This is a genomic window from Sphingomonas sp. DC1600-2 (assembly GCF_049897605.1).
GTDB lineage: Bacteria > Pseudomonadota > Alphaproteobacteria > Sphingomonadales > Sphingomonadaceae > Sphingomonas.
In genome coordinates, this window is record NZ_JAFCWO010000013.1 from 13,159 (window position 1) to 34,055 (window position 20,897).

A 20,897-nucleotide genomic window follows, 5' to 3' on the forward strand; every position below is an offset into this window, starting at 1 on the left:
GCCAGTAGCCGCCGTCCTCCGACGGCCGCCCCAACGATCACCGAGGTATCCCATGTCCACCACTCTCGCAGGCGTGCCGCAACGCTACCTGCGTACGCCCGAAGCGGCACGCTTCGTTGGTCTTTCCATCCGCACGCTTGAAAAGCACCGCATCTACGGCACTGGCCCGCGCTATTCGAAACTTGGCGGACGTGTCGTCTATCGCGTCGAAGACCTGCAGGAGTGGGTCGACGCAGCCGCCAAGGCGTCGACGTCCGACCCTGGCAAAGCCGTCGTCCTGCCCGCGCGCCGCCATTCGCCTGCCGAGCTCGAGCAGGCGCGTCATCCGCGCCGCTGATCACCGCCATGTCGTCGCGCCACCGCTCACGCTCCGAACGCGAGCAGCTCGAACTGTTTCGGGCGCTGCCAGGCGATCTCGCGCCGCGCGACGCCCAGGACCTCATGGCCTATCCTTTCTTCTCGCTCGCCAAGACCCATCGCATCACGCCGATCGACTACCGGAGCGGCGAGATTGCCATCCGCGTCGAGGCCGTGCCGGAGCACGGCATGGCGACCATCTGGGACGCCGATATCCTGATCTGGGCCGCCTCCCAGATCGTCCAGGCACGCGACAGCGGCCTGCGCACCTCACGCCTGATGGCGGCAACACCCTATGAGATTCTGTCGTTCATCGGTCGCGGTGACAGCGCACGCGACTATCACAGGCTGAAAGCGGCCCTCGACCGCCTTCAATCGACGACCGTCGCCACGACGCTGCGCCAGACCAACGAACGCCGCGCGCACCGCTTCTCGTGGATCAACGAATGGACGGAGCGCGCGGATGCGCATGGGCGCGCCGACGGCATCGATCTCATCGTACCGGACTGGTTCTACAAAGCTGTTCTCGACGAAGCGTTGGTGCTCACGATTGACCGCGACTACTTCAGGCTGACCGGCGGCCTGGAGCGCTGGCTTTATCGCATCGTGCGCAAGCATGCCGGTCGCCAGCGTGCAGGTTGGCGGTTCGCCTTTCGTCATCTCTACGACAAGTCCGCAAGCCTTTCGCCGTTCAAACGCTTTGCCTTCGAATTGCGCGACATCGCGCGCCGCCAGCCGCTTCCGGGCTATCGGCTCGATGTCGAGCGCGACCGCGGCGGACATGAACTGCTCGTTTTCCTTCCGGCTCGTTTGTCCACAGCAGCATGTGGACAGCCTGTGGAAGCGGTCGTGCCATCAGGAACCACCGTTCCCGTGCCATCGGGAACCGCGCGCCCGTGCCATCAGGAACCGGAAGGCGCATTTTCAAACGGAAAATCCGCTGCTTACGACGCCCCTAACTTAGAATCTAACAAACAAGAATCTAACGATTCTGTTGTTTCCCATCGGCCCGCAGGGTGGAAAACCGATGGTGACGCGCCGTGATCGTCGCGCTGCTCAATCAAAAGGGCGGCGTCGGCAAGACGACACTCGCCTTGCACCTCGCAGGACACTGGGCCCGTCACGGAAAGCGCGTGACCCTCATCGACGCCGATCCCCAAGGATCGGCTCTCGACTGGTCCGAGCAGCGCGCCCGGCGCCACCACGCACGTTTGTTCGGCGTGGTCGGTCTCGCCCGCGATACGCTCCACCGTGAAGCTCCCGAGCTTGCCCGCGATGCGGACCATATTGTCATAGACGGCCCGCCTCGCATCGCCGCCTTGTTGCGCTCGGCGTTGCTCGCGGCCGACGCCGTTCTTGTACCGGCCCAGCCATCGCCGCTCGATGGCTGGGCGTCCGCCGAGATGCTGGCCCTGATCGCCGAAGCGCGCATCTTCCGTCCTGCCCTTGTCGCACGCTTCGTGCTCAACCGCTGTGCCGCGCGCACCGTCATCGCCCGCGACACGGCGCAGAGTCTCGCTGACCACGATCCGCCGGCGCTCGCCACGCGCATCAGCCAGCGTGTGGTTTTCGCGGACGCCGCGCGCACCGGTCAGCTCGCCTTCGAGCAAAGCGCGACGAGCGCCGCTGCCCGCGAGATCGCCTCCCTCGCTGTCGAGACCGAAAGGCTCGCACCATGACGGCGCGGCGTTCGAACGGCGGCTTCGCATCCCGACCACGCGATGCGGACGCCTGGATCAAGGCGCCCGATCGCAGCGCCGGTGCGACGCCGGAGAGCGATCCCTATACGGCGCGCCTCACCGTGGACATCACGCCCGCGCTCCGCGGCCGCATCAAAATCGCGGCCTTCCAACGCGGCCAGACGGTCGCCGACATGCTGCGGGCGCTCCTCACGCGCGAATTCCCCAACACCGATGGAGAACAAACATGATGACCAATCCCGCCTTCGCACACGCGCGAGCCGGTTCGCCTGACACGCTGACGGCAGTCGAACTGACGTGGCTCGAGAAACGCATCGAGCACTGGATAAGATTCGGTCACGACACGGGCGAAACGATCATCGATCGTCGCCGACGTGTCCTCACCTTTGCGCCGAACACGATCTTCGGCTTCGTTCGCTGGGCTTCCAACGATTACGGCACGATCGTTTCACGCATCGACATCTTGCGCGCGATCGCGCCAGGCGAGGCCTATCAGACGCTGCCTTTTGTCCGTCCCGGCGGCGAGATCCTGCTCCGGATCAGCGGCTGGCCCAAAGTCGAGCGCGTCCTCGCCACAATCGACACGGTCGAAACGCTCGGCATTGATCCTGCAGCCGTCGCGCCGGACTACTGGAGGCACGTCCACAATCGCCTCGGGGCAGGTTACGAGCCCCGCCCCTACAGCCGCGACCAGCATCGCGCGTGGCTCTTGCGCGACCGGGTGCTCAAGTGACGCGGTTCGGCTACGTCATGACGACGTATCTGGTGCTGCTCGTCTCCGCCTGCAGCGCGATCTTCCCTGTCTCGCCCAAATTCATTTGGAACGCCAGCGACAGCGTGCCGATCGGCCTCTACGCCATCCACTCTGTCGGCGCGCTCCACGTCACCCAACTTGTCGTCGTGCGTCCACCGGACGCCCTGGCCCAATTCCTCTCCGACCGCCGTTATTTGCCCAAGGGCGTGCCCATGCTGAAGCGTGTGCTCGCGCTTCCAGGCCAGACGGTATGCCGCCGCCAGCGCACCATCACCGTCGACGGCATAGCGATGGGCGATGCGCTCGATCGCGACACGCACGATCGACCGCTGCCCGTCTGGCAAGGCTGCCAGCGCATTCCCGACGGCCAGGTCTTCCTCATGAACTGGCAATCCGCAGACTCGCTCGACGGCCGTTATTTCGGGCTGCTTTCCCGCACGACGATCGCCGGCCGCGCCGACCCGATATGGACGCGGGAGGAGGACTGACCGTGCTTCACCTCCAGCCGTCCTGCGGCCGAGCTTCGTCGGCGCACGGTCGATCCCCCTTCTCCTTTCCGGCCTGCCGATCCGGACAGCCATCGCATCTTCGCATCGCGCTGATCAGCGCTTGTCTGTCCGCCGGGGTGATCGCGGCTGGCGGGCCGGTGTGCGCCCAATCGACGCCCATCCATCATATCGCGCGCGTTCCAGATGCCACACGCTTTGCAGCGTTCGTGGCCGAGGCCTCGCAGCGCTTCGGCATTCCGACAACGTGGATGCGGGCCGTGATGCGCGCCGAGAGCTTCGGCGACGTACACGCGATATCGCCGAAAGGGGCGATGGGCTTGATGCAGATCATGCCGCAAACCTGGGCGACACTGCGACAACGCTACCATCTCGGCGCTGATCCCTACGACGTCCATGACAACATCATCGCCGGTGCCGGCTATCTGCGCGAACTGCACGACCGCTATGGGGTTCCCGGCTTCCTTGCGGCCTACAACGCCGGTCCAGCGCGCTGGGAAGATCATCTCGCCACCGGCCGCCCGTTGCCGGCGGAAACGCGCGCTTACCTGACCAGGCTCGCGCCCATTGTCGGTGGCAGCGTGATCGACGACACGACATTGCTCGCGTCCGTCGTCCGATCATGGACCGAGGCATCGTTGTTTCCAAAACAGCCGTCCACCGCATCGGACGACACAACGAAGACCGGCGGGCCGCAGTCGTCCAACGCGCCGAGCGTCCGTTCGCCGCAGGATTGGACCGGACTCGCACCGCAAGCCGACGGGCTCTTCGTCGTGCTGTCGTCTGATCGACGAACCCCATGAGCGGTGTCAGTTCGGCAGGTGCATTGAACTGCGTACCCCGACAGTTGCGAGGGTCGGAAGGTCGGCAGAGGAACCACAACCACGGACGGCAAGGGAAAAGGCCGGCCTTCGGCGCGGCTTATGTGGTTGGTTGTATTGGACAATTTACCGATATCACCGACTACCCCTGCTGGCGCTCACCTCGATTTGTCCAAGCAAATCAATGTCTGAACCGCCGTCGCACGCCTGAACACCCGGATTCGGCCCGATGACGACGCGCGACGACGACCTGCGCATCCGGCCCGGCCGCATCCAGCATGGCAACCGCGGCGGCAAACGTCCGCAGACCTTCGTCGGCGAGGTGATGCGGGCCGCAAAGAAGGCCGGGCATGTCGGGAACAGCTTCCGCTCCGGCCAGGGGCGGAGCCGCTCCCGCTTCGGCCGTGGCCGGCGCGCCGCAGTCTCGATCCGGCTGCGCTCGAATGCCCGGCGCGTCGTCACCAAGGCGCGCGTCGTCCGTCACCAGGGTCCGCGATTCCGCTCGGCGCCTTTGCCGAAGCACATCGCCTATCTCAAACGCGAAGGCGTCACCAAAGACGGTCAGCCGGCGCGGATGTTCGATGCGGCCGGAGACGAAGCCGACGAGCGTGCGTTCGCCGAGCGCTGCAAGGACGATCGCCACCATTTCCGCTTCATCGTCTCTCCAGAGGATGCGGCCGAGATCGGCGACCTCAAGACGTTCACGCGCGAGCTGGTCACCGACATGGAAAGGGACCTCGGCACCCAGCTCGACTGGGTCGCCGTCGATCACTGGAACACCGACAATCCCCATGTCCACCTCCTGATCCGCGGCCGCGCCGATGACGGCCAGGATCTGGTGATCAGCCGCGACTATATCAGCCGAGGAATCCGCGACCGGGCCGCCGAGCGGATCACGCTCGAACTTGGTCCCCGCACTGAACAGCAAATCCACAGCGCGCTTCAACGCGAGGTGGAGGCCGAGCGCTGGACAAGTCTCGATCGGGCGCTGCGCGACATTTCGGACGAATGCGGCGGCGTCGCAGATCTTCGGCCTGGTCCGAACGCCGAGGATCCGGAGCTGCGTCGCCTGTTGCTCGGACGGGCGGCCAAGCTCGAACGTCTCGGCTTGGCCGATCCGGTTGGCCCGGCCTGCTGGACCCTCAAGCCCGGCCTCGACGGAACACTGCGCCAGCTCGGTATCCGCGGCGACATCATCAAGACGATGCACCAAGCCATGAGCCGAAGCGGATCAGAACCGGACGTCAGCCGCTTCGCGCTGCATGGCGACGAGCCTTCCCATCCGGTGCTCGGCCGACTCGTCCAGCGTGGTCTCGATGACGAGCTCAAGGGCACGGCCTACGTCATCGTCGCCGGCGTCGACGGCCATACCCACCATTTGCGGTTTGCAGACCTCGAATTCACCGGCGATGCCACGCCCGACGCGATCGTCGAGGTGCGCGCTTATGACGATCCCGATGGACGACGACGACTATCGCTCGCGACCAGGTCGGATCTGTCCATTTCTGATCAGGTCGGGGCATCGGGAGCGACCTGGCTCGATCGTCAGCTTCTTGCGAAAGACCCACCGCTCAGCGCCAGCGGCTTCGGCGCCGAAGTCCGCGACGCAATGGATGCCCGCGCTGATCACCTGGTCGAGGAAGGCCTGGCCAGACGACAGGGCCAGCGCGTGATCGTCGCCCGCGATCTCCTTTCGACACTCCAGCGACGCGAGCTTGAGGAGGCCACGGCCAGATTATCAGCCGACACGGGTCTGGCGTACCACCCGGCCGCTGAAGGCGAGCGTGTCGCTGGCGTTTATCGCGAACGGGTGACACTCGCGTCGGGGCGCTTCGCCATGATCGATGATGGGTTGGGATTCCAACTCGTGCCGTGGCGTCCGGCTTTGGAAAAGAACCTCGGCCGCGAAGTCCGTGGCGTCATGGCGCCGGGCGGACGAGTCGACTGGGACCCGGGGCGGAAACGGGGACTGGGCCTGTGAAGGCGCGCCTGCGGTGCATCCGATTTCTGACCCAGCGTGTCCGGCCCTTTGATCCCATACGGTTCGTGCTTGCAGCAAGCGATCGCGGAAGCGCTGGTGTGGCGCCATGAACCCGACCAAAATACTCTGGCTGCAAGTCTTCGTTGTGTGCTCGACCACGCTCGGCTTCGTCTGGGCCGCGACGCAATGGACGGCGTGGCAGCTTGCCTTCCAGCCGCAGCTCGGCAGCCCCTGGTTCTCGCTCTTCGGATGGCCGGTCTATTTCCCGGTGGCCTTCTTCTGGTGGTGGTTCTCTTTCGACGCTTACGCACACGACATTTTCGTCACCGGCGGCTTCATCGCTGGCGCAGGCGGGGTCGCTGCCTTCGTCGTCGCGGTCGCCATGTCGGTCTGGCGTGCGCGCGAGGTAAAGCGCGCCACGACCTACGGTTCGGCTCGCTGGGCCGAGGAACGCGAGATCCGCGCAGCCGGCCTTCTTCACCCAGATGGCGTATTGCTCGGCCGCTGGCACGGAGCCTACCTCCGTCACCATGGGCCCGAGCATGTGCTGTGTTTCGCACCGACCCGAAGCGGCAAGGGCGTCGGTCTTGTTGTTCCGACGCTGCTGACCTGGCCGGGAAGCTGCATCGTCCATGACATCAAGGGGGAGAACTGGACGCTCACCGCCGGCTGGCGTGCGCGGTTCGGCCGCGTGGTCCTGTTCGATCCGACCAATCCGCAAAGCAGCGCTTACAATCCTTTGCTCGAGGTCCGGCGCGGTGAGTTTGAAGTCAGAGATGTCCAGAACATCGCCGACGTGCTGGTTGATCCCGAAGGGGCACTGGAACGCAGGAACCATTGGGAGAAGACCAGCCATTCGCTTCTGGTCGGCACGATCCTGCATGTCCTTTACGCCGAACCCGACAAGACGCTCGCCGGCGTCGCCAATTTCCTCTCCGATCCGAAGCGACCAATCGAGAAGACGCTTCGGGCGATGATGACCACGCCGCATCTCGGCGAGAAGGGAGTCCATCCCGTCGTCGCCAGCGCCGCGCGAGAGCTGTTGAACAAGAGCGAGAACGAGCGCAGCGGCGTACTGTCGACCGCGATGTCCTTCCTGGGCCTCTATCGAGATCCGGTGGTCGCGGCGGTCACACAACGCTGCGACTGGCGCATCCGCCACCTGGTCGAGGCTGAGCATCCGGTGACGCTCTATCTCGTCGTGCCACCCTCGGACATCAGCCGCACGAAACCGCTCGTGCGCCTCATCCTCAACCAGATCGGAAGACGGCTAACCGAAGAGCTAGAGAACAAGCGGCGGCGACATCGCCTGCTGCTGATGCTCGATGAGTTTCCCGCGCTCGGCAGGCTCGACTTCTTCGAGTCGGCATTGGCGTTCATGGCGGGCTATGGATTGAAATCCTTCCTGATCGCGCAGTCGCTGAACCAGATCGAGAAGGCGTACGGTCAGAACAATTCCATCCTGGACAATTGCCACGTGCGCGTCTCGTTCGCCAGCAACGACGAACGCACGGCGAAACGCGTGTCGGATGCACTTGGCACGGCCACCGAAATCCGAGCGATGAAAAACTATGCCGGCAGCCGACTCAGTCCGTGGCTTGGACATCTGATGATCTCCCGGCAAGAAACCGCGCGGCCGCTGTTGACTCCCGGCGAGATCATGCAGCTCCCGCCCGACGACGAGATCGTCATGATATCGGGAAGTGCGCCCGTCCGGGCGAAGAAAGCTCGGTATTACGAAGACCCCGAGCTCGCCGGGCGGATTCTTCCGCCGCCCAGATCATCGGGCGGAAACGCTGTTCTTCGACCGCCAGCCCCCAACATGTCCCAGGTGAATACCTGGAGCGGCGCGATCGCGTCAGCGCCAACCGCCGCAGAGACGGACGATCCGGACAATGCGGGAATCCGGCGCGAACCCGAACTTCCGGACCATGAGGAGATTGTTCCCGAGCCACGAAAGCCGGTGCAGGAATTCGAGCCCGTCGAGGACGAGCCAGACGACGACGCCCAGCGCCAGCGGATCATGCAGCGCAATTTCGGCAGCGCGCGACAAATCTCGCTCGACGCGGACGATGACATGCAGATGTAGCCGTGCGCACGAAGCACACCTTTCGGCTTCCACCCGACCTGGCTACGAAGCTCGCCGATTACGCCGCCCGCAAGCGCGTGCCGCAGGCGTTGATCGTCGAGGCAGCGCTCGCCTCTTATCTTTCGCCCGATGCCGCGGACCGACTAGAAGCGGCGCTCGCGCGACGCCTGGACCGTATGGTCCGCGACATGGAGCGCATCGAGCGCCACGTCACGATCTCAAATGAAGCGCTCGCGGTGTTCGTCCGGTTTTGGCTGACCAGCACGCCGCCGCTGCCTGACACGGCGCTTGCCGCCGCGCAAACAAAAGGACGAGAGCGCTACGAAGGTTACATCGAAGCGCTCGGCCGTCGTCTCGCGCGCGGTCACAAACTAGCTGACGAGGTGATTCGCGACGTGCCGCCGCAAAAGGAGGGTTCAGCAGACACGCAGTCAGAATAGCGATCGTCCTTCTCGCTTGTCATTCTATCCCAGAGCCCTCCCGCCTCCTTGTTGTTGTTGCGCAGTCCCAGTTCCGGCTCTTTCTACTCAACCCCGCTGACATCTGCGCCTCCACAGGAGGCTAATTTGCGGGGCTCTTGTGACGACGATCTCCCTCCGATCTGAAGTATTCGCCCGAGGCGCGCGCATGCTGCGCACGGCGCTTGGTCCGGCGATCTCCGGCTATCTCGAAGATCCCAGCATCGTCGAGGTGATGCTCAACCCTGACGGTCGCCTCTGGATCGATCGGCTGTCAGGCGGTCTTGAAGACACCGGCTGTCGCGTCACGCCCGCGGACGCCGAGCGCATCGTGCGCCTGGTCGCGCACCATGTCGGGGTCGAAGTGCATGCCGGCAGCCCGCGCGTCTCGGCGGAATTGCCGGAAAGCGGGGAGCGGTTCGAGGGCCTGGTGCCGCCCGTGGTGGCTGCGCCGTGCTTTGCCATCCGGCGGCCGGCCGTCGCCGTTTACACGCTCGGCGACTACGTCGAGGCCGGCATCATGTCGGCCGACCAGGCCGAGCTGCTCCGCGCGGCCGTGCGCGACCGAAAGAACGTGCTGGTCGCCGGCGGGACGAGCACCGGCAAGACGACGCTGGTCAACGCGATCCTCGCAGAAGTCGCCAAGACCGGCGACCGCATCGTGCTCATCGAGGATACGCGCGAGTTGCAATGCGCCGCGCCGAACCTCGTGGCGCTGCGCACCAAGGACGGGGCTGCGTCGCTGTCTGATCTGGTCCGCTCGTCGCTGCGCCTGCGGCCCGACCGCATCCCAATCGGCGAGGTTCGCGGGGCAGAGGCGCTCGATCTTCTGAAAGCCTGGGGCACGGGACACCCCGGGGGCGTGGGCACGCTGCACGCAGGCTCCGCCATCGGCGCACTGCGCCGGCTCGAACAGCTCATCCAGGAAGCCGTGGTCACCGTTCCGCGCGCGCTCATCGCCGAGACGATCGACCTCATCGCGGTCCTCACCGGCCGCGGCTCCGCGCGCCGGCTCGCCGAGCTCGCAGCGGTGAAGGGCCTCTCGCCCGCCGGCGACTACGTCCTCACCCCCGCAGGAGAACCGTGATGTTAATCAAGGATGCCCGCCGTGCGTTCGCCACGGCAACCGCCTTCGTCTTCGTCGCCCTCGCAACCGCGCCGGCCTATGCGGCCGGATCGAACATGCCGTGGGAGCAGCCGCTCAACCAGATCCTGGAGAGCATCCAAGGGCCCGTGGCCAAGGTCGTGTCGGTGATCATCATTATCGTCACCGGTCTGACGCTCGCCTTCGGCGAGACCAGCGGCGGCTTCCGTCGCCTCATTCAGATCGTCTTCGGCCTCAGCATCGCCTTCGCAGCGTCGAGCTTCTTCCTGACCTTCTTCCAGTTCGGCGGCGGGGTGACGGTGTGATGGAGCAAGATGGCGCCATCGCCGGCTTCTATGCGCCCGTTCACCGAGCGTTGACCGAGCCGATCCTCTTGGGCGGCGCGCCGCGCGCCGTGGCGATCGTGAACGGCACGCTTGCTGCCGCGATCGGGCTCGGTCTTCGGCTCTGGATCGTGGGCGGCCTCATCTGGCTTGTCGGTCACATCGCCGCCGTTTGGGCGGCGAAGCGTGACGCCGCCTTCGTCGACGTCGTGCGTCGGCATCTGCGTTATCCGCAGCACATGGTCTCGTGAGGTTCGCCCGATGATGAACCTTGCCGAGTATCGTCGCCATAACCAGAGCCTCGCCGACTTCCTGCCGTGGGCGGCGCTCGTCGCCAAGGGCGTTGTTCTCAACAAGGATGGCTCCTTCCAGCGCACCGCACGCTTTCGCGGTCCAGACTTGGATTCTTCCACGCCCGCCGAGTTGGTGGCCATCACGTCGCGTCTCAATAATGCGTTGCGTCGCCTTGGCTCCGGCTGGGCCGTGTTCATTGAGGCCCAGCGCGTGCCGGCGCACAGGTATCCGTCAACTCAATTTCCGGATCCCGTTTCGGCGCTGGTCGATGCCGAACGTCGAGCCCAATTCGAAGAAGAAGGCGCGCATTTCGAGAGCGGCTACTTCCTGACACTGCTCTGGCTGCCGCCCGCCGATGACGCGGCCCGCGCGGAAGCTTGGCTCTATGAGAACCGCGCCCAGGGCGCCGCCGACTGGCGTGCCACGCTCGAAGGTTTCGTCGACCGCACCGATCGCGTGCTCGCGCTGCTCGAAGGCTTCATGCCGGAATCGGATTGGCTCGATGACGCCGAGACCCTGACCTACCTGCATTCCTGCATCTCGACGCGGCGCCAGCGCGTGCGCGTGCCGGAAACGCCGATGTACCTCGACGCCATCCTGGTGGACGAGGACCTGACGGGTGGCCTCGAACCACGGCTCGGCCGCGCACATCTGCGCACGCTCACCATCATGGGCTTTCCATCACAGACTTGGCCGGGCCTGCTCGACGACCTCAATCGCCTGGCGTTTTCCTATCGCTGGGCGACACGCGCCATCTGCCTCGACAAGACCGACGCGGCCAAGCTCCTCGGCAAGATCCGCCGTCAGTGGTTCGCCAAGCGCAAGAGCATCATGGCGATCCTCAAGGAGGTGATGACCAACGAGGCGTCGGTGCTGATGGACTCCGACGCCGCCAACAAGGCGCTCGATGCCGACGCCGCTCTGCAAGAACTTGGCACCGACCTCGTCGGCGAGGCCTACGTCACCGCCACTGTTACCGTCTGGGACGATGATCCGCGGATCGCGGACGAGCGCCTTCGCCTGGTCGAGAAGGCCATTCAGGGCCGCGACTTCACCTGCATGCGCGAAGGCGTCAACGCGATCGAAGCCTGGCTTGGGTCTCTCCCAGGGCATGTCTACGCCAATGTCCGGCAGCCGCCGATCTCCACGCTCAACCTCGCGCATATGATGCCGTTTTCGGCGGTTTGGGCCGGGCCTGAACGGGACGAGCACTTCCAGGCGCCGCCGCTTCTCTTCGCCAAGACCGAGGGATCGACCCCGTTCCGCCTCAGCCTCCATGTCGGGGATGTCGGCCACACCTTGATCGTCGGCCCGACGGGCGCCGGCAAGAGTGTGCTGCTCGCGTTGATGGCCTTGCAGTTCCGGCGCTATGCCGGTGCACAGGTCTTCGCCTTCGACTTCGGCGGCAGCATCCGGGCGGCGGCGCTCGCGATGGGCGGCGATTGGCACGATCTCGGCGGAGCGCTCTCCGACAGCGCCGCCGAGCCCGTCGCGCTCCAACCGCTCGCGCGGGTCGATGATCCCGGAGAGCGCGCGTGGGCCGCCGAATGGGTCGCGGCGCTCCTCGGTCGCGAGTCCGTCACCGTCACTCCGGAACTGAAGGAACACCTATGGTCAGCGCTGACTTCGCTTGCGTCCGCGCCTATCCAGGAGCGCACCATCACCGGGCTCTCGGTGCTCCTGCAATCAAATGCCCTGAAACAGGCGATCCAGCCCTACACCGTGGCAGGCCCCTGGGGACGACTGCTCGACGCCGAGACGGAGCGGCTCGGCGAGGCCGAAGTCCAGGCTTTCGAAACGGAAGGGTTGATCGGCGCGGGCGCGGCTCCAGCCGTCCTATCCTATCTCTTCCATCGCATCGAAGATCGCTTCGACGGCCGACCCACCTTGCTCATCGTCGACGAAGGTTGGCTCGCCCTCGACGATCCCGGCTTCGCCGGGCAACTGAGAGAGTGGCTGAAGACGCTTCGGAAAAAAAATGCCAGCGTCATCTTTGCCACGCAGTCGCTTGCCGACATCGACGGCAGTGCGATCGCACCAGCCATCATCGAGAGCTGCCCGACCCGCATCCTGCTTCCCAACGAGCGCGCGCTCGAGCCGCAGATCGCGGCGATCTACCAGCGCTTCGGTCTCAACGATCGCCAAATTGAGATTCTGAGCCGCGCGACGCCGAAGCGCGAATATTACTGCCAGTCGCGACGCGGCAATCGCCTATTCGAACTCGGGCTGTCCGAAGTCGCGCTCGCCTTCACCGCCGCCTCGGCGAAATCCGATCAGACCGCCATCGAAGAGCTGCTCGCGGAACACGGCCGCGGCGGCTTCACCGCCGCCTGGCTGCGCCGAAAGGATCTCGACTGGGCAGCGGACATGCTCACCCACAACCAGGAGACCACGTCATGATCCGTCACCGCTTGCGCGCCTTGCTCATCGCAGGCGCCGCCGCTTTCACCATTACGGCCATCGCCAGCGGACCGGCGCGTGCGCAATGGATCGTGTTCGATCCGACCAATTATGCGCAGAACATCCTAACCGCCGCGCGTGAGCTTCAGCAGGTCAACAATGAAATCCAGATGCTGGAGAACCAGGCGACGTCGCTGATCAATCAGGCGCGCAATCTCGCAAGCCTGCCGTACTCGTCGCTCACGCAGCTTCAGCAGCAGATCACCCAGACCCAGCAGCTCCTCGCGCAGGCGCAGCGCATCGCCTACAGCGTCTCAAGCATCGACCAGTCGTTCACGCAGACCTATCCGCAGGCCTATTCCAGCGGGACGTCGTCGCAGCAGCTTCTCACGGATGCGAAGAGTCGCTGGCAGAACGCACTCGCCGGGTTCCAGGATACGATGCGCGTGCAAGCCGGCGTTGTGAGCAATCTCAACACCACGCGGACGCAGATCAACGCTTTGGTGTCCTCCAGCCAGTCGGCGACCGGCGCGCTGCAGGCCGCACAGTCGGGCAATCAGCTCGTGGCGCTTCAGACCACGCAGCTTGCGGACCTGACCGCGCTGATGGCGTCGATCGCACGCGCGCAGAGCCTCGATGCCGCGCGGACCCTTGAGACGCAGGCGCAGGCACAAGCGCAGACACAGGCATTCCTCAACTACGGCGCTGGTTACCAGGCCGGCTCCGCGCAGATGTTCCATTGATGCGAACCCGGCTTCTCAATCTGCCTGCTGTCGGCCGGGCTGTCGGCTTTTTGCTTGTCGCCATCGCGATCGTCGCGGCGGCACTGCACTTCCACACATCGCCTCCACGCCTCGAGCCGCGTGCGATGGAGGAACACACGCCCGACTCGCTCGCCGAAGAGCTCAAGCGGTGTCAGCTCATCGCCGACCAGGCCAAGGACGATCCGGCCTGCGAGGCGGCCTGGGCTGAAAACCGCCGCCGCTTCTTCACCTATACGCCGGCCTCCGGACCGAAGAACCCGACTCCGGCTCCAGCCAAGAACACCGACAGGTAAGCATCATGGGCGGCACGGGAGTCATCGACAATTTCCTGGGCACCTTCACCCAGTATATCGATTCCGGCTTCGGCCTCGTTCAAGGTGACGTGCGCTGGCTCGCCAGCGTCCTCATCGCCATCGACATCACGCTGGCGGGGCTCTTCTGGGCGATGGCGCCCGACGAGGACGTGCTCGCGCGCCTGATCCGCAAGACGCTCTATATCGGCCTCTTCGCCTTCATCATCGGCAACTACAACAATCTCGCGCAGATCATCTACAACAGCTTCGCCGGCCTCGGGATCAAGGCCGGTGGCGGCACGATGAGCGCTGCGCAGCTCCTGCAGCCCGGCAAGATCGCCGAGGTCGGGATCGATGCCGGCAAGCCGATCCTCACCGCCATCTCCGGTATGATGGGCTTCACCAGCGTCTTCGCCAATCTGGTGCAGATCGTCATTCTTCTGGTCGCGTGGCTGATCGTCGTCATCAGCTTCTTCGTCATGGCGATCCAGCTCTTTGTGAGTTTGATCGAGTTCAAGCTGACGACGTTGGCCGGTTTCGTACTCGTGCCGTTCGGGCTCTTCGGCCGTACGGCCTTCCTCGCCGAACGGGTGCTGGGCAACGTGGTGTCCAGCGGGATCAAGATTCTCGTGCTCGCCGTCATCATCGGCATCGGCTCCACGATCTTCAATCAATTCACCAGCGGCTTCAACAATCCGCCGACAATTTCCGACGCGCTGACGCTGATCCTCGCAGCGCTCTCGCTCCTTGGCCTCACGATCTTCGGTCCAGGCATCGCCAATGGCCTGATCGCGGGCGGACCGCAGCTCGGCGCCGGCGCGGCTGTCGCGACAGGATTGGGAGCGGCCGGGATCGGAGCGGCCGGCATTGCGGCGACCGCCGGGGGTGTCGCCGCGGCCGGCGGCGCGATCGCCGGGACGGCGCGCGCGGGAGCCGCGGTCGCGGGCGGCGCCAGCGCCGCATATCGCGCGGGTGGGGCAGCGGGTGTCGCCCAAGCTGCCGGCTCAGTCGCCATGAGCCCACTGCGCCGCGCCGCCAGCAGCCTTCAAGAAAGCTTCGCCTCTGGCGAGCGTGCCGTCATGAGCGGCGGCGCGCGCTCGTCGTCATCCGCCGGCGCGTCCGCCGCGTCGGACAGCCCGCCAGCATGGGCCCAGCGCATGAAGCGCGGCCAGACCATCAACCGCGGCGTCACCGCCGCCGACCACGCAATCCGCTCCGGTGATCGGGCAAGCGGCGGGCATCAGGTCGATCTTTCCGAGGGGGAATAGCTCATGTTCCGACGATCGACCGTGCGCTATGGCAAGACGCCGGACGCGGAGACGCCATATCAAAAGGCCGGCCAGGTCTGGGACGAGCGGATTGGCTCCGCGCGCGTTCAGGCCAAGAACTGGCGCCTGGCTTTCTTCGGCGCACTCGTTCTCAGCGGTGGGCTCGCCGGCGGCCTGGTCTGGCAATCGGCCCGCGGCACCATCACGCCTTGGGTTGTGCAGGTTGACAAGCTCGGCCAGGCCCAGGCCGTCGCGCCCGCCACCGCGGACTACCAGCCGACCGACCCGCAGATCGCGTGGCACTTGGCGCGCTTCATCCAGGAAGTGCGCGGCATCCCCGCCGACCCCGTGGTGCTGCGTCAGAACTGGCTCGACGCCTACAACTACGTCACGGACAAGGGGGCGCTCGCGCTCAATGACTATGCGCGGACGAGCGATCCGTTTTCCAAGGTCGGCAAGAACCAAGTCTCCGTCGACGTCGCGAGCGTCATCCGCGCCTCCGACTCCAGCTTTCGCGTCGAATGGACGGAGCGTCATTACATCGACGGCGCGCTTGCCTCGACTGAGCGATGGAGCGCCATCCTCACCATCGCGCTGCAGATGCCGACCGACGCCGATCGGCTGAAGAAGAATCCGCTCGGCGTCTACGTCCACGCCCTCAATTGGTCAAAGGAGCTCGGCTGATGCGCCCGCTTGCGATCTCGTCGCTCTTACTTGCGTCTGTCTCCCTCGGCGCCTGCGCCACAGCCTGGAAACCGCCGCAGATCAGCTACGACAACACGCCGAAGCCCGCGGTGCTGCAGGCCGAGCCGCCCAAGCCCATTCAGATCGTCGAGGTGCCGAAGCCGTTGCCGCTGCCCGGACAACTCAAGCCGCTGCCCGGGAACACGAAGCGCGCCCCCGAACCTGCGGATCCGCATGCTCGCGTCGATCAGGCCAATGGCGCGGCCCGCGTCCAGCCGACACGGGCAGGCTATCTCAACGCTATCCAGGTCTACCCCTTTTCCGATGGCGCGCTGTATCAGGTCTATGCCGCGCCGGGCCAAATCACCGACATCGCGCTCGAGCCGGGCGAGCAGTTGACGGGCTCAGGGCCTGTCGCTGCCGGAGATACCGTGCGGTGGATCATCGGCGACACCGAGAGCGGCGCCGGGCCAGCCAAACGTGTCCACATCCTGGTGAAGCCCACCCGTGCGGATCTCATCACCAACCTTGTCATCAATACAGACCGCCGGACCTATCACCTCGAGCTGCATTCCGACGACAAGACGTATATGGCGTCGGTCTCTTGGGCTTATGCGCAGGATCAGCTCATCGCGCTGCGCCAGCAGAATGCGGCCGCCGAGGCCGCTGCCCCCGTCGCAACCGGCGTCGACATCAATGCACTGAACTTCCGCTATCGCATCGAGGGCGATACTCCGCCGTGGCGGCCGCTGCGCGCCTTCGATGACGGCCGGCAGGTGTTCATCGAATTCCCGACCGGGATCTCACAGGGTGAGCTGCCACCGCTCTGGGTGATCGGCGCGGAAGGCGACGGCCAGCTCGTCAACTACCGTGTCCGCGGCAATCACATGATCGTCGACCGCCTGTTCGCTGCGGCGGAGCTGAAGCTCGGCGGCAAGCACCAGGAGCTGGTGCGCATCGTCCGCACCGATGGGAGGCCGCGGTGACGGACGAAGCCAGGGATGACGTGGGGCCGAGCGCGGCCGCACGTCCGGCTGAGGAGATGCGCTTGCGCGCCAAGCGACCGCCGGTAACCCGGCTGTCCCGCAAGGTCCTGCTTGGCGTCGGCGCCGCCGCGGCCATTGGCATTGGAGGCGCACTACTCTTCGCCTTGAAGCCGCAGCATCAGACAACCGGCGCCGAACTCTTCAACACCAACAACCGCAACACGCCAGATGGTCTCGCGAACCTGCCGCGCGATTATACGGGGCTGCCAAAGCCCGTGCCACAGCTTGGACCGCCGCTGCCCGGTGATCTCGGCAAGCCCATCCTCAACGCCGGAGCGCCTTCGCCCAGCATGCCAATGCCGGGACCGACACCGGAGGAGCAACGGCTCGCTCAGGAGATGGAGGCCGCCCGCACCAGTCATCTCTTCGCGACAACGAACGTCGTCGCGCCGAGCATGCCGATCGCGCCATCTCCAACGGCTGTCTCGCCGGGACAGACGCCGGCGAGCACATCGTCTGATCTCACGTCGCAAGATCACAAACTCGCATTCCTCAATGGCAACATCGACCGCAGAACAACGAGCTCCGATCGCGTCCAGCCGCCAGCAAGCCCCTATGTATTGCAGGCGGGCGCCGTGATTCCGGCATCGCTGATCACAGGCCTGCGGTCCGATCTGCCCGGACAGGTCACCGCGCAGGTGACCGAGGACGTCTACGACAGTCCGACGGGCAAGACCTTATTGATTCCGCAGGGGTCGCGCCTCGTCGGCCAGTATGATGCGCAGATCGCATTTGGCCAGTCGCGCGCCTTGCTCGTCTGGAACCGCCTCATCATGCCGAATGGCAAGTCGATCGTACTCGAACGCCAGCCCGGCGCCGACACCGAGGGCTATGCCGGGCTCGAAGACGAGGTCGACAACCATTGGGGCATGTTGTTCAAGGCTGCGATCCTCTCGACCATCTTATCCGTCGGCGCCGAGGCTGGAACGAGCAATAGCGAGAACAACCTCGCCCAGGCGATCCGGATGGGCGCGTCGCAAAGCTTCAACCAGGCTGGCGAACAGATCGTAGGCCGCTCCCTCAATATCCAGCCGACGATCACAATCCGACCGGGCTTCCCCGTGCGGGTCATGGTCACACACGACCTGGTCCTCGAACCCTACAAAGGCTAGGTGCCCGATGAGCAAACTCAAACTAAGCGCATTGGAAGACGACAAACCGGTGAAGATGACGATCGAGCTGCCGGCGGCCGTTCATCGTGACCTCCAGGCCTATGCCGAAGCGCTCTCCCACGAGACCAACCAGAGCGGTATCGAGCCCGCCAAGCTGATTCCACCGATGCTGGCGCGCTTCATGGCGACGGACCGAGCCTTCCGAAAGACCCGCCGGACCTCGTCGTCGCAGAAGACATCGTGATGACGTGCCGAGGCTGCCTCTGCTAAAGCAGCCCGCGATCCTTCGCTTCATCGCGCATAAACGCGACAAACCGTCCTACAACGGGTTCTTCGCATTCAGGAAGCCACACGAGATTCACACAAAATGATGCATTCGCCTCCGAAATCGGCCTGAAGACCACGTCAGGAAATCCGAGCTCGGCTTGGCTCTCTGCCGCGAGCGTCACGCCAAAGCCCGCTGCCACAAACGCGAGAATATATTGCTTGCTGGCGGCGTGCGACTGAAAGTCTACGTTCCTGCCAAGAAGCGAGGCGAAGAATTCGCGCTGCGCCTGACTTTCGCCCCAGCCTTCGACAAGAACCGTCTCGCCCGACAATTCCTTCCAACCAAGCGCCTTACGCCTCGCCAGGGAATGTTTCGCGGGAAGCGCCGCCATCAGCCGCTCACTATAGATGGGCAGCATCGCCGCATGCGGCCACAACGCGAAGCTCGGGACAAACGCGGCGTCAAGTCGTCGATCGGCCAGCGCGGCGGCGATCTCCCGTTCATGCATCTCGAATTGCACCACCGAAACACCAGGGTATCGTCCGTGCCAGCACCGCAACAAATCCCCCAGAGGCTTTCCGATCGGCGGCATTCGTAGGCCCAGACGAATCTCGCCCGTCGTGCCAAGGCCGTTGTGATGACCTGCGGCCTTCACGGCATCGACTTCAGCGAGGACACGTCTAATGTGCCGCATGACCGTCTGTCCGCTCGGCGTGAGCCGCACACCGGCACGGTTGCGCTCGAAGAGGGTGAGGCCAAGCTCATCCTCAAGCCGTGCGATACGCCGACTGATCGTCGACGCATGCAACCCGAGCACGAGCGCTGCACGCGCAAAGTTTCCTGCATCCACCGCCGCCGTCACAAACTGGAGGTCGGCGAGGTCCATTTCATAAGACCGCGGCGTGACGATCCTGCAAATTGATCGCGACCACCGCTATCATTGCGCGCCTTGCAGCTCGGATTCGTTGGCTTCTTCTTCTGCAGTTCCTTCTCGCGCCGGTGTCCCATCAGCGGTGCCGGCACCGTTCAGGATCGGATATGCCAGCGCTGCGATGTGCGAGTGAACGCGCCGGAGGTCTCTGACAATACGCAGAAACTGGCCGCCATCTTCGGCGACACGAGCGACTCCCTCGCCAGCATCCGCTCGCGCCGTGGTAGCCGCGACCCGCAGCAACTGCACATGGAGCGCGGTCGCACGCGCCTCCAGTCGCCGCAGAGCGCTCTTTCGCGAGATGAGCCGGTTCGCCTCGGCGGGATCACGGGTCAGAAACACTGCAAGCCCCATGTGGAGGCTTTCCAGGATTTCCGCATTCATCGAAACGATGAGATCGCGTTCGTCCTTCGCAAACGGCCTCCCCCGCTTGATCCGTTTGACCACGAATTCGATGAGGTTGTTGGCGACGACATCGCCAACGTGCTCGAGATTGATGACGGCTGACAATATCTCCTGGACCCGGGCGCCTTCGCTATCGTCATGCAACGGCTGCTCATTTCCGAGATCTGCCAGATAGCTGCGTATCGCGGCTCCAAGACGGTCGACCGATCGATCCATCCGGCTGATCGCGGTGGCGCGCCGAGGATCGTCTTGTTGGAACACCTCCGAAGCGCCCTTCAACATTGCTTCAACCATGTCGCCCATGCGAAGCGTCTCGCGCGCGGCATTCGCCAACGCGACGGTCGCCGCCCCTAATCCTGCCTCCTCCAAGTAGATTGGTTTTCCGGGATCATCAGGCGCCGGCGGGTCGGGAAGTATGCGGACGAGCAACCGCGCCAACCAATGAGACGGCCCGATAAACACCGCCGCCAGGATCAGGTTGAACGCGGTGTGGAAGTTCACCACGATCCGCCCCGGCGCAGGATCGATGTGGGCGAGAAGCGTCACGCATATTGCCAGCAACGGAAGCGCCACGACCGCGCCCACGATTCGAACCAGGGAGTTGCCGAGCGGAAGACGACGAGCAACCGGTGAACCCGCCTCAAAGAGCGCGGGCAATGTGCCGCCGATGTTGGCGCCAACAACGAACGCCAGCGCGCCGATCGGCGAAACGGTCTGACTCGCAGTCAGCGACACGATAAGAAGCACGACCGCCACGCTGGAATGACAAGCCCAGGTGAGCAGCGTTGCCACCAACACCGCAAGGAGAGGCTCGTTGCCGATTGCAGCGAGAACGTTTTTCAGCAAAGGCGCGTTCTCGATTGGCGCAAACTCATGCGCCATCCCCGACAAGGCCAGCAACATCAGTCCCAGCCCGATCGCGATTCGCCCGGCATTGCGCAGCCGATCATCGTCGAACGAGCGGAAAGCCATGACCCCGAGCAGGACCAAAGGAGGGCCGACGACACCGGCGTCGAACGACAGCACCTGCGTAACCAGCGTGGTTCCGACGTTGGCGCCCAGCATCACCACCAAGGCGGGCCCGAGCCCGATAAGACCGTTCGCCGTAAATGCGGAGGCCATGAGACCCGTCGCGGTGCTGCTTTGCAGAAGCGCCGTAATGCCGACGCCGGCAAGAAACGCCCGCCACCGCCGCGTCAGATTGTGCTCCAGCCATATCCGAAGGACATGGCCGAAGCCTCGCTGGACGCCGGTCGTCACCATATGAGTGCCCCAAAGGAGCAATCCGACGTAGCCGGCGAGCTCGAACAGAACGATGGTCCCGGTCATCAGAACCAC

22 protein-coding genes and 1 pseudogene are annotated in these 20,897 nt (G+C 64.8%); 21 read left to right on the plus strand and 2 right to left on the minus strand.

Translation table 11 applies throughout. The annotated features are described in order from the left end of the window. The first annotated feature begins 52 nt into the window (after positions 1-52). The 21 genes and pseudogenes from ACP7BL_RS15720 (at position 53) to ACP7BL_RS15820 (ending at position 18,199) form a co-directional block, all read left to right on the plus strand. A complete protein-coding gene (locus ACP7BL_RS15720; protein ID WP_041751092.1) occupies positions 53-337 on the plus strand; it encodes a helix-turn-helix transcriptional regulator in 285 nt (94 codons plus the stop codon). Then, positions 334-1,146, plus strand: a pseudogene (locus tag ACP7BL_RS15725) (replication initiator protein A); the annotation flags it as partial. The gene ACP7BL_RS15720 and the pseudogene ACP7BL_RS15725, both read left to right, overlap by 4 nt. Before the next feature lie 251 nt (positions 1,147-1,397). Beyond that, positions 1,398-2,036 carry a ParA family partition ATPase gene (parA, locus tag ACP7BL_RS15730; RefSeq protein WP_012047185.1) on the plus strand — a complete coding sequence of 213 codons (639 nt, stop codon included), beginning with the start codon at positions 1,398-1,400 and terminating at the stop codon, positions 2,034-2,036. Further along, positions 2,033-2,287, plus strand: coding sequence for a ribbon-helix-helix protein (locus tag ACP7BL_RS15735; protein ID WP_012047186.1), 255 nt, complete (start codon positions 2,033-2,035; stop codon positions 2,285-2,287). The genes parA and ACP7BL_RS15735 overlap by 4 nt, the downstream gene beginning before the upstream one ends. After that, positions 2,284-2,790, plus strand: coding sequence for a DUF2840 domain-containing protein (locus ACP7BL_RS15740; protein WP_041751093.1), 507 nt, complete (start codon positions 2,284-2,286; stop codon positions 2,788-2,790). Before ACP7BL_RS15735 ends, ACP7BL_RS15740 begins: the two co-directional genes overlap by 4 nt. Positions 2,791-2,807: 17 nt before the next feature. After that, positions 2,808-3,299, plus strand: a complete 492-nt coding sequence (locus ACP7BL_RS15745) for a S26 family signal peptidase (protein ID WP_012047188.1) — start codon at positions 2,808-2,810, stop codon at positions 3,297-3,299. A 227-nt stretch (positions 3,300-3,526) separates the two neighbouring features. After that, positions 3,527-4,120 carry a lytic transglycosylase domain-containing protein gene (locus ACP7BL_RS15750; RefSeq protein WP_012047189.1) on the plus strand — a complete coding sequence of 198 codons (594 nt, stop codon included), beginning with the start codon at positions 3,527-3,529 and terminating at the stop codon, positions 4,118-4,120. A 247-nt stretch (positions 4,121-4,367) separates the two neighbouring features. Continuing rightward, positions 4,368-6,119, plus strand: a complete 1,752-nt coding sequence (locus ACP7BL_RS15755) for a relaxase/mobilization nuclease domain-containing protein (RefSeq protein ID WP_012047190.1) — start codon at positions 4,368-4,370, stop codon at positions 6,117-6,119. 106 nt (positions 6,120-6,225) lie between these two features. Then, positions 6,226-8,208: a conjugal transfer protein TraG gene (locus ACP7BL_RS15760; protein WP_012047191.1), complete on the plus strand. Its 1,983-nt coding sequence runs from the start codon at positions 6,226-6,228 to the stop codon at positions 8,206-8,208. 2 nt (positions 8,209-8,210) lie between these two features. Next, entirely contained in the window at positions 8,211-8,648 is a 438-nt protein-coding gene (locus tag ACP7BL_RS15765; RefSeq protein WP_012047192.1) for a ribbon-helix-helix domain-containing protein, read from the plus strand. 187 nt (positions 8,649-8,835) lie between these two features. Then, positions 8,836-9,753, plus strand: a complete 918-nt coding sequence (gene trbB / locus ACP7BL_RS15770; protein ID WP_012047193.1) for a P-type conjugative transfer ATPase TrbB — start codon at positions 8,836-8,838, stop codon at positions 9,751-9,753. Continuing rightward, the gene (locus ACP7BL_RS15775; RefSeq protein ID WP_012047194.1) at positions 9,753-10,076 is read left to right on the plus strand and encodes a TrbC/VirB2 family protein; all 324 of its coding nucleotides are present in this window, start codon (positions 9,753-9,755) and stop codon (positions 10,074-10,076) included. Before trbB ends, ACP7BL_RS15775 begins: the two co-directional genes overlap by 1 nt. Next, complete coding sequence (locus tag ACP7BL_RS15780) at positions 10,076-10,345, plus strand: VirB3 family type IV secretion system protein (RefSeq protein ID WP_012047195.1); 270 nt, start codon at positions 10,076-10,078, stop codon at positions 10,343-10,345. The genes ACP7BL_RS15775 and ACP7BL_RS15780 overlap by 1 nt, the downstream gene beginning before the upstream one ends. 10 nt (positions 10,346-10,355) lie before the next feature. After that, the gene (gene trbE, locus ACP7BL_RS15785; protein WP_041751095.1) at positions 10,356-12,788 is read left to right on the plus strand and encodes a conjugal transfer protein TrbE; all 2,433 of its coding nucleotides are present in this window, start codon (positions 10,356-10,358) and stop codon (positions 12,786-12,788) included. 11 nt (positions 12,789-12,799) lie between these two features. Continuing rightward, a complete protein-coding gene (trbJ, locus tag ACP7BL_RS15790; protein ID WP_233496949.1) occupies positions 12,800-13,531 on the plus strand; it encodes a P-type conjugative transfer protein TrbJ in 732 nt (243 codons plus the stop codon). Next, complete coding sequence (gene trbK-alt, locus ACP7BL_RS15795; RefSeq protein WP_012047198.1) at positions 13,531-13,845, plus strand: putative entry exclusion protein TrbK-alt; 315 nt, start codon at positions 13,531-13,533, stop codon at positions 13,843-13,845. Before trbJ ends, trbK-alt begins: the two co-directional genes overlap by 1 nt. A gap of 5 nt (positions 13,846-13,850) precedes the next feature. Then, positions 13,851-15,113: a P-type conjugative transfer protein TrbL gene (gene trbL / locus ACP7BL_RS15800; RefSeq protein WP_012047199.1), complete on the plus strand. Its 1,263-nt coding sequence runs from the start codon at positions 13,851-13,853 to the stop codon at positions 15,111-15,113. Between the two features lie 3 nt (positions 15,114-15,116). After that, the gene (gene trbF, locus ACP7BL_RS15805; protein WP_012047200.1) at positions 15,117-15,797 is read left to right on the plus strand and encodes a conjugal transfer protein TrbF; all 681 of its coding nucleotides are present in this window, start codon (positions 15,117-15,119) and stop codon (positions 15,795-15,797) included. Beyond that, positions 15,797-16,783, plus strand: a complete 987-nt coding sequence (trbG, locus tag ACP7BL_RS15810; RefSeq protein ID WP_012047201.1) for a P-type conjugative transfer protein TrbG — start codon at positions 15,797-15,799, stop codon at positions 16,781-16,783. Before trbF ends, trbG begins: the two co-directional genes overlap by 1 nt. A gap of 56 nt (positions 16,784-16,839) precedes the next feature. Then, positions 16,840-17,955, plus strand: a complete 1,116-nt coding sequence (locus tag ACP7BL_RS15815; protein ID WP_049795532.1) for a TrbI/VirB10 family protein — start codon at positions 16,840-16,842, stop codon at positions 17,953-17,955. 7 nt (positions 17,956-17,962) lie between these two features. Continuing rightward, entirely contained in the window at positions 17,963-18,199 is a 237-nt protein-coding gene (locus tag ACP7BL_RS15820; RefSeq protein WP_041751096.1) for a DUF2274 domain-containing protein, read from the plus strand. 22 nt (positions 18,200-18,221) lie between these two features. Here the strand turns inward: ACP7BL_RS15820 and ACP7BL_RS15825 are convergent, their stop codons facing one another. Together ACP7BL_RS15825 and ACP7BL_RS15830 are read right to left on the minus strand one after the other, a co-directional pair. Next, entirely contained in the window at positions 18,222-19,109 is an 888-nt protein-coding gene (locus ACP7BL_RS15825; protein WP_012047204.1) for a LysR family transcriptional regulator, read from the minus strand. 51 nt (positions 19,110-19,160) lie between these two features. Next, positions 19,161-20,888, minus strand: coding sequence for a Na/Pi cotransporter family protein (locus tag ACP7BL_RS15830; protein ID WP_041751097.1), 1,728 nt, complete (start codon positions 20,886-20,888; stop codon positions 19,161-19,163). Positions 20,889-20,897 lie beyond the last annotated feature (9 nt).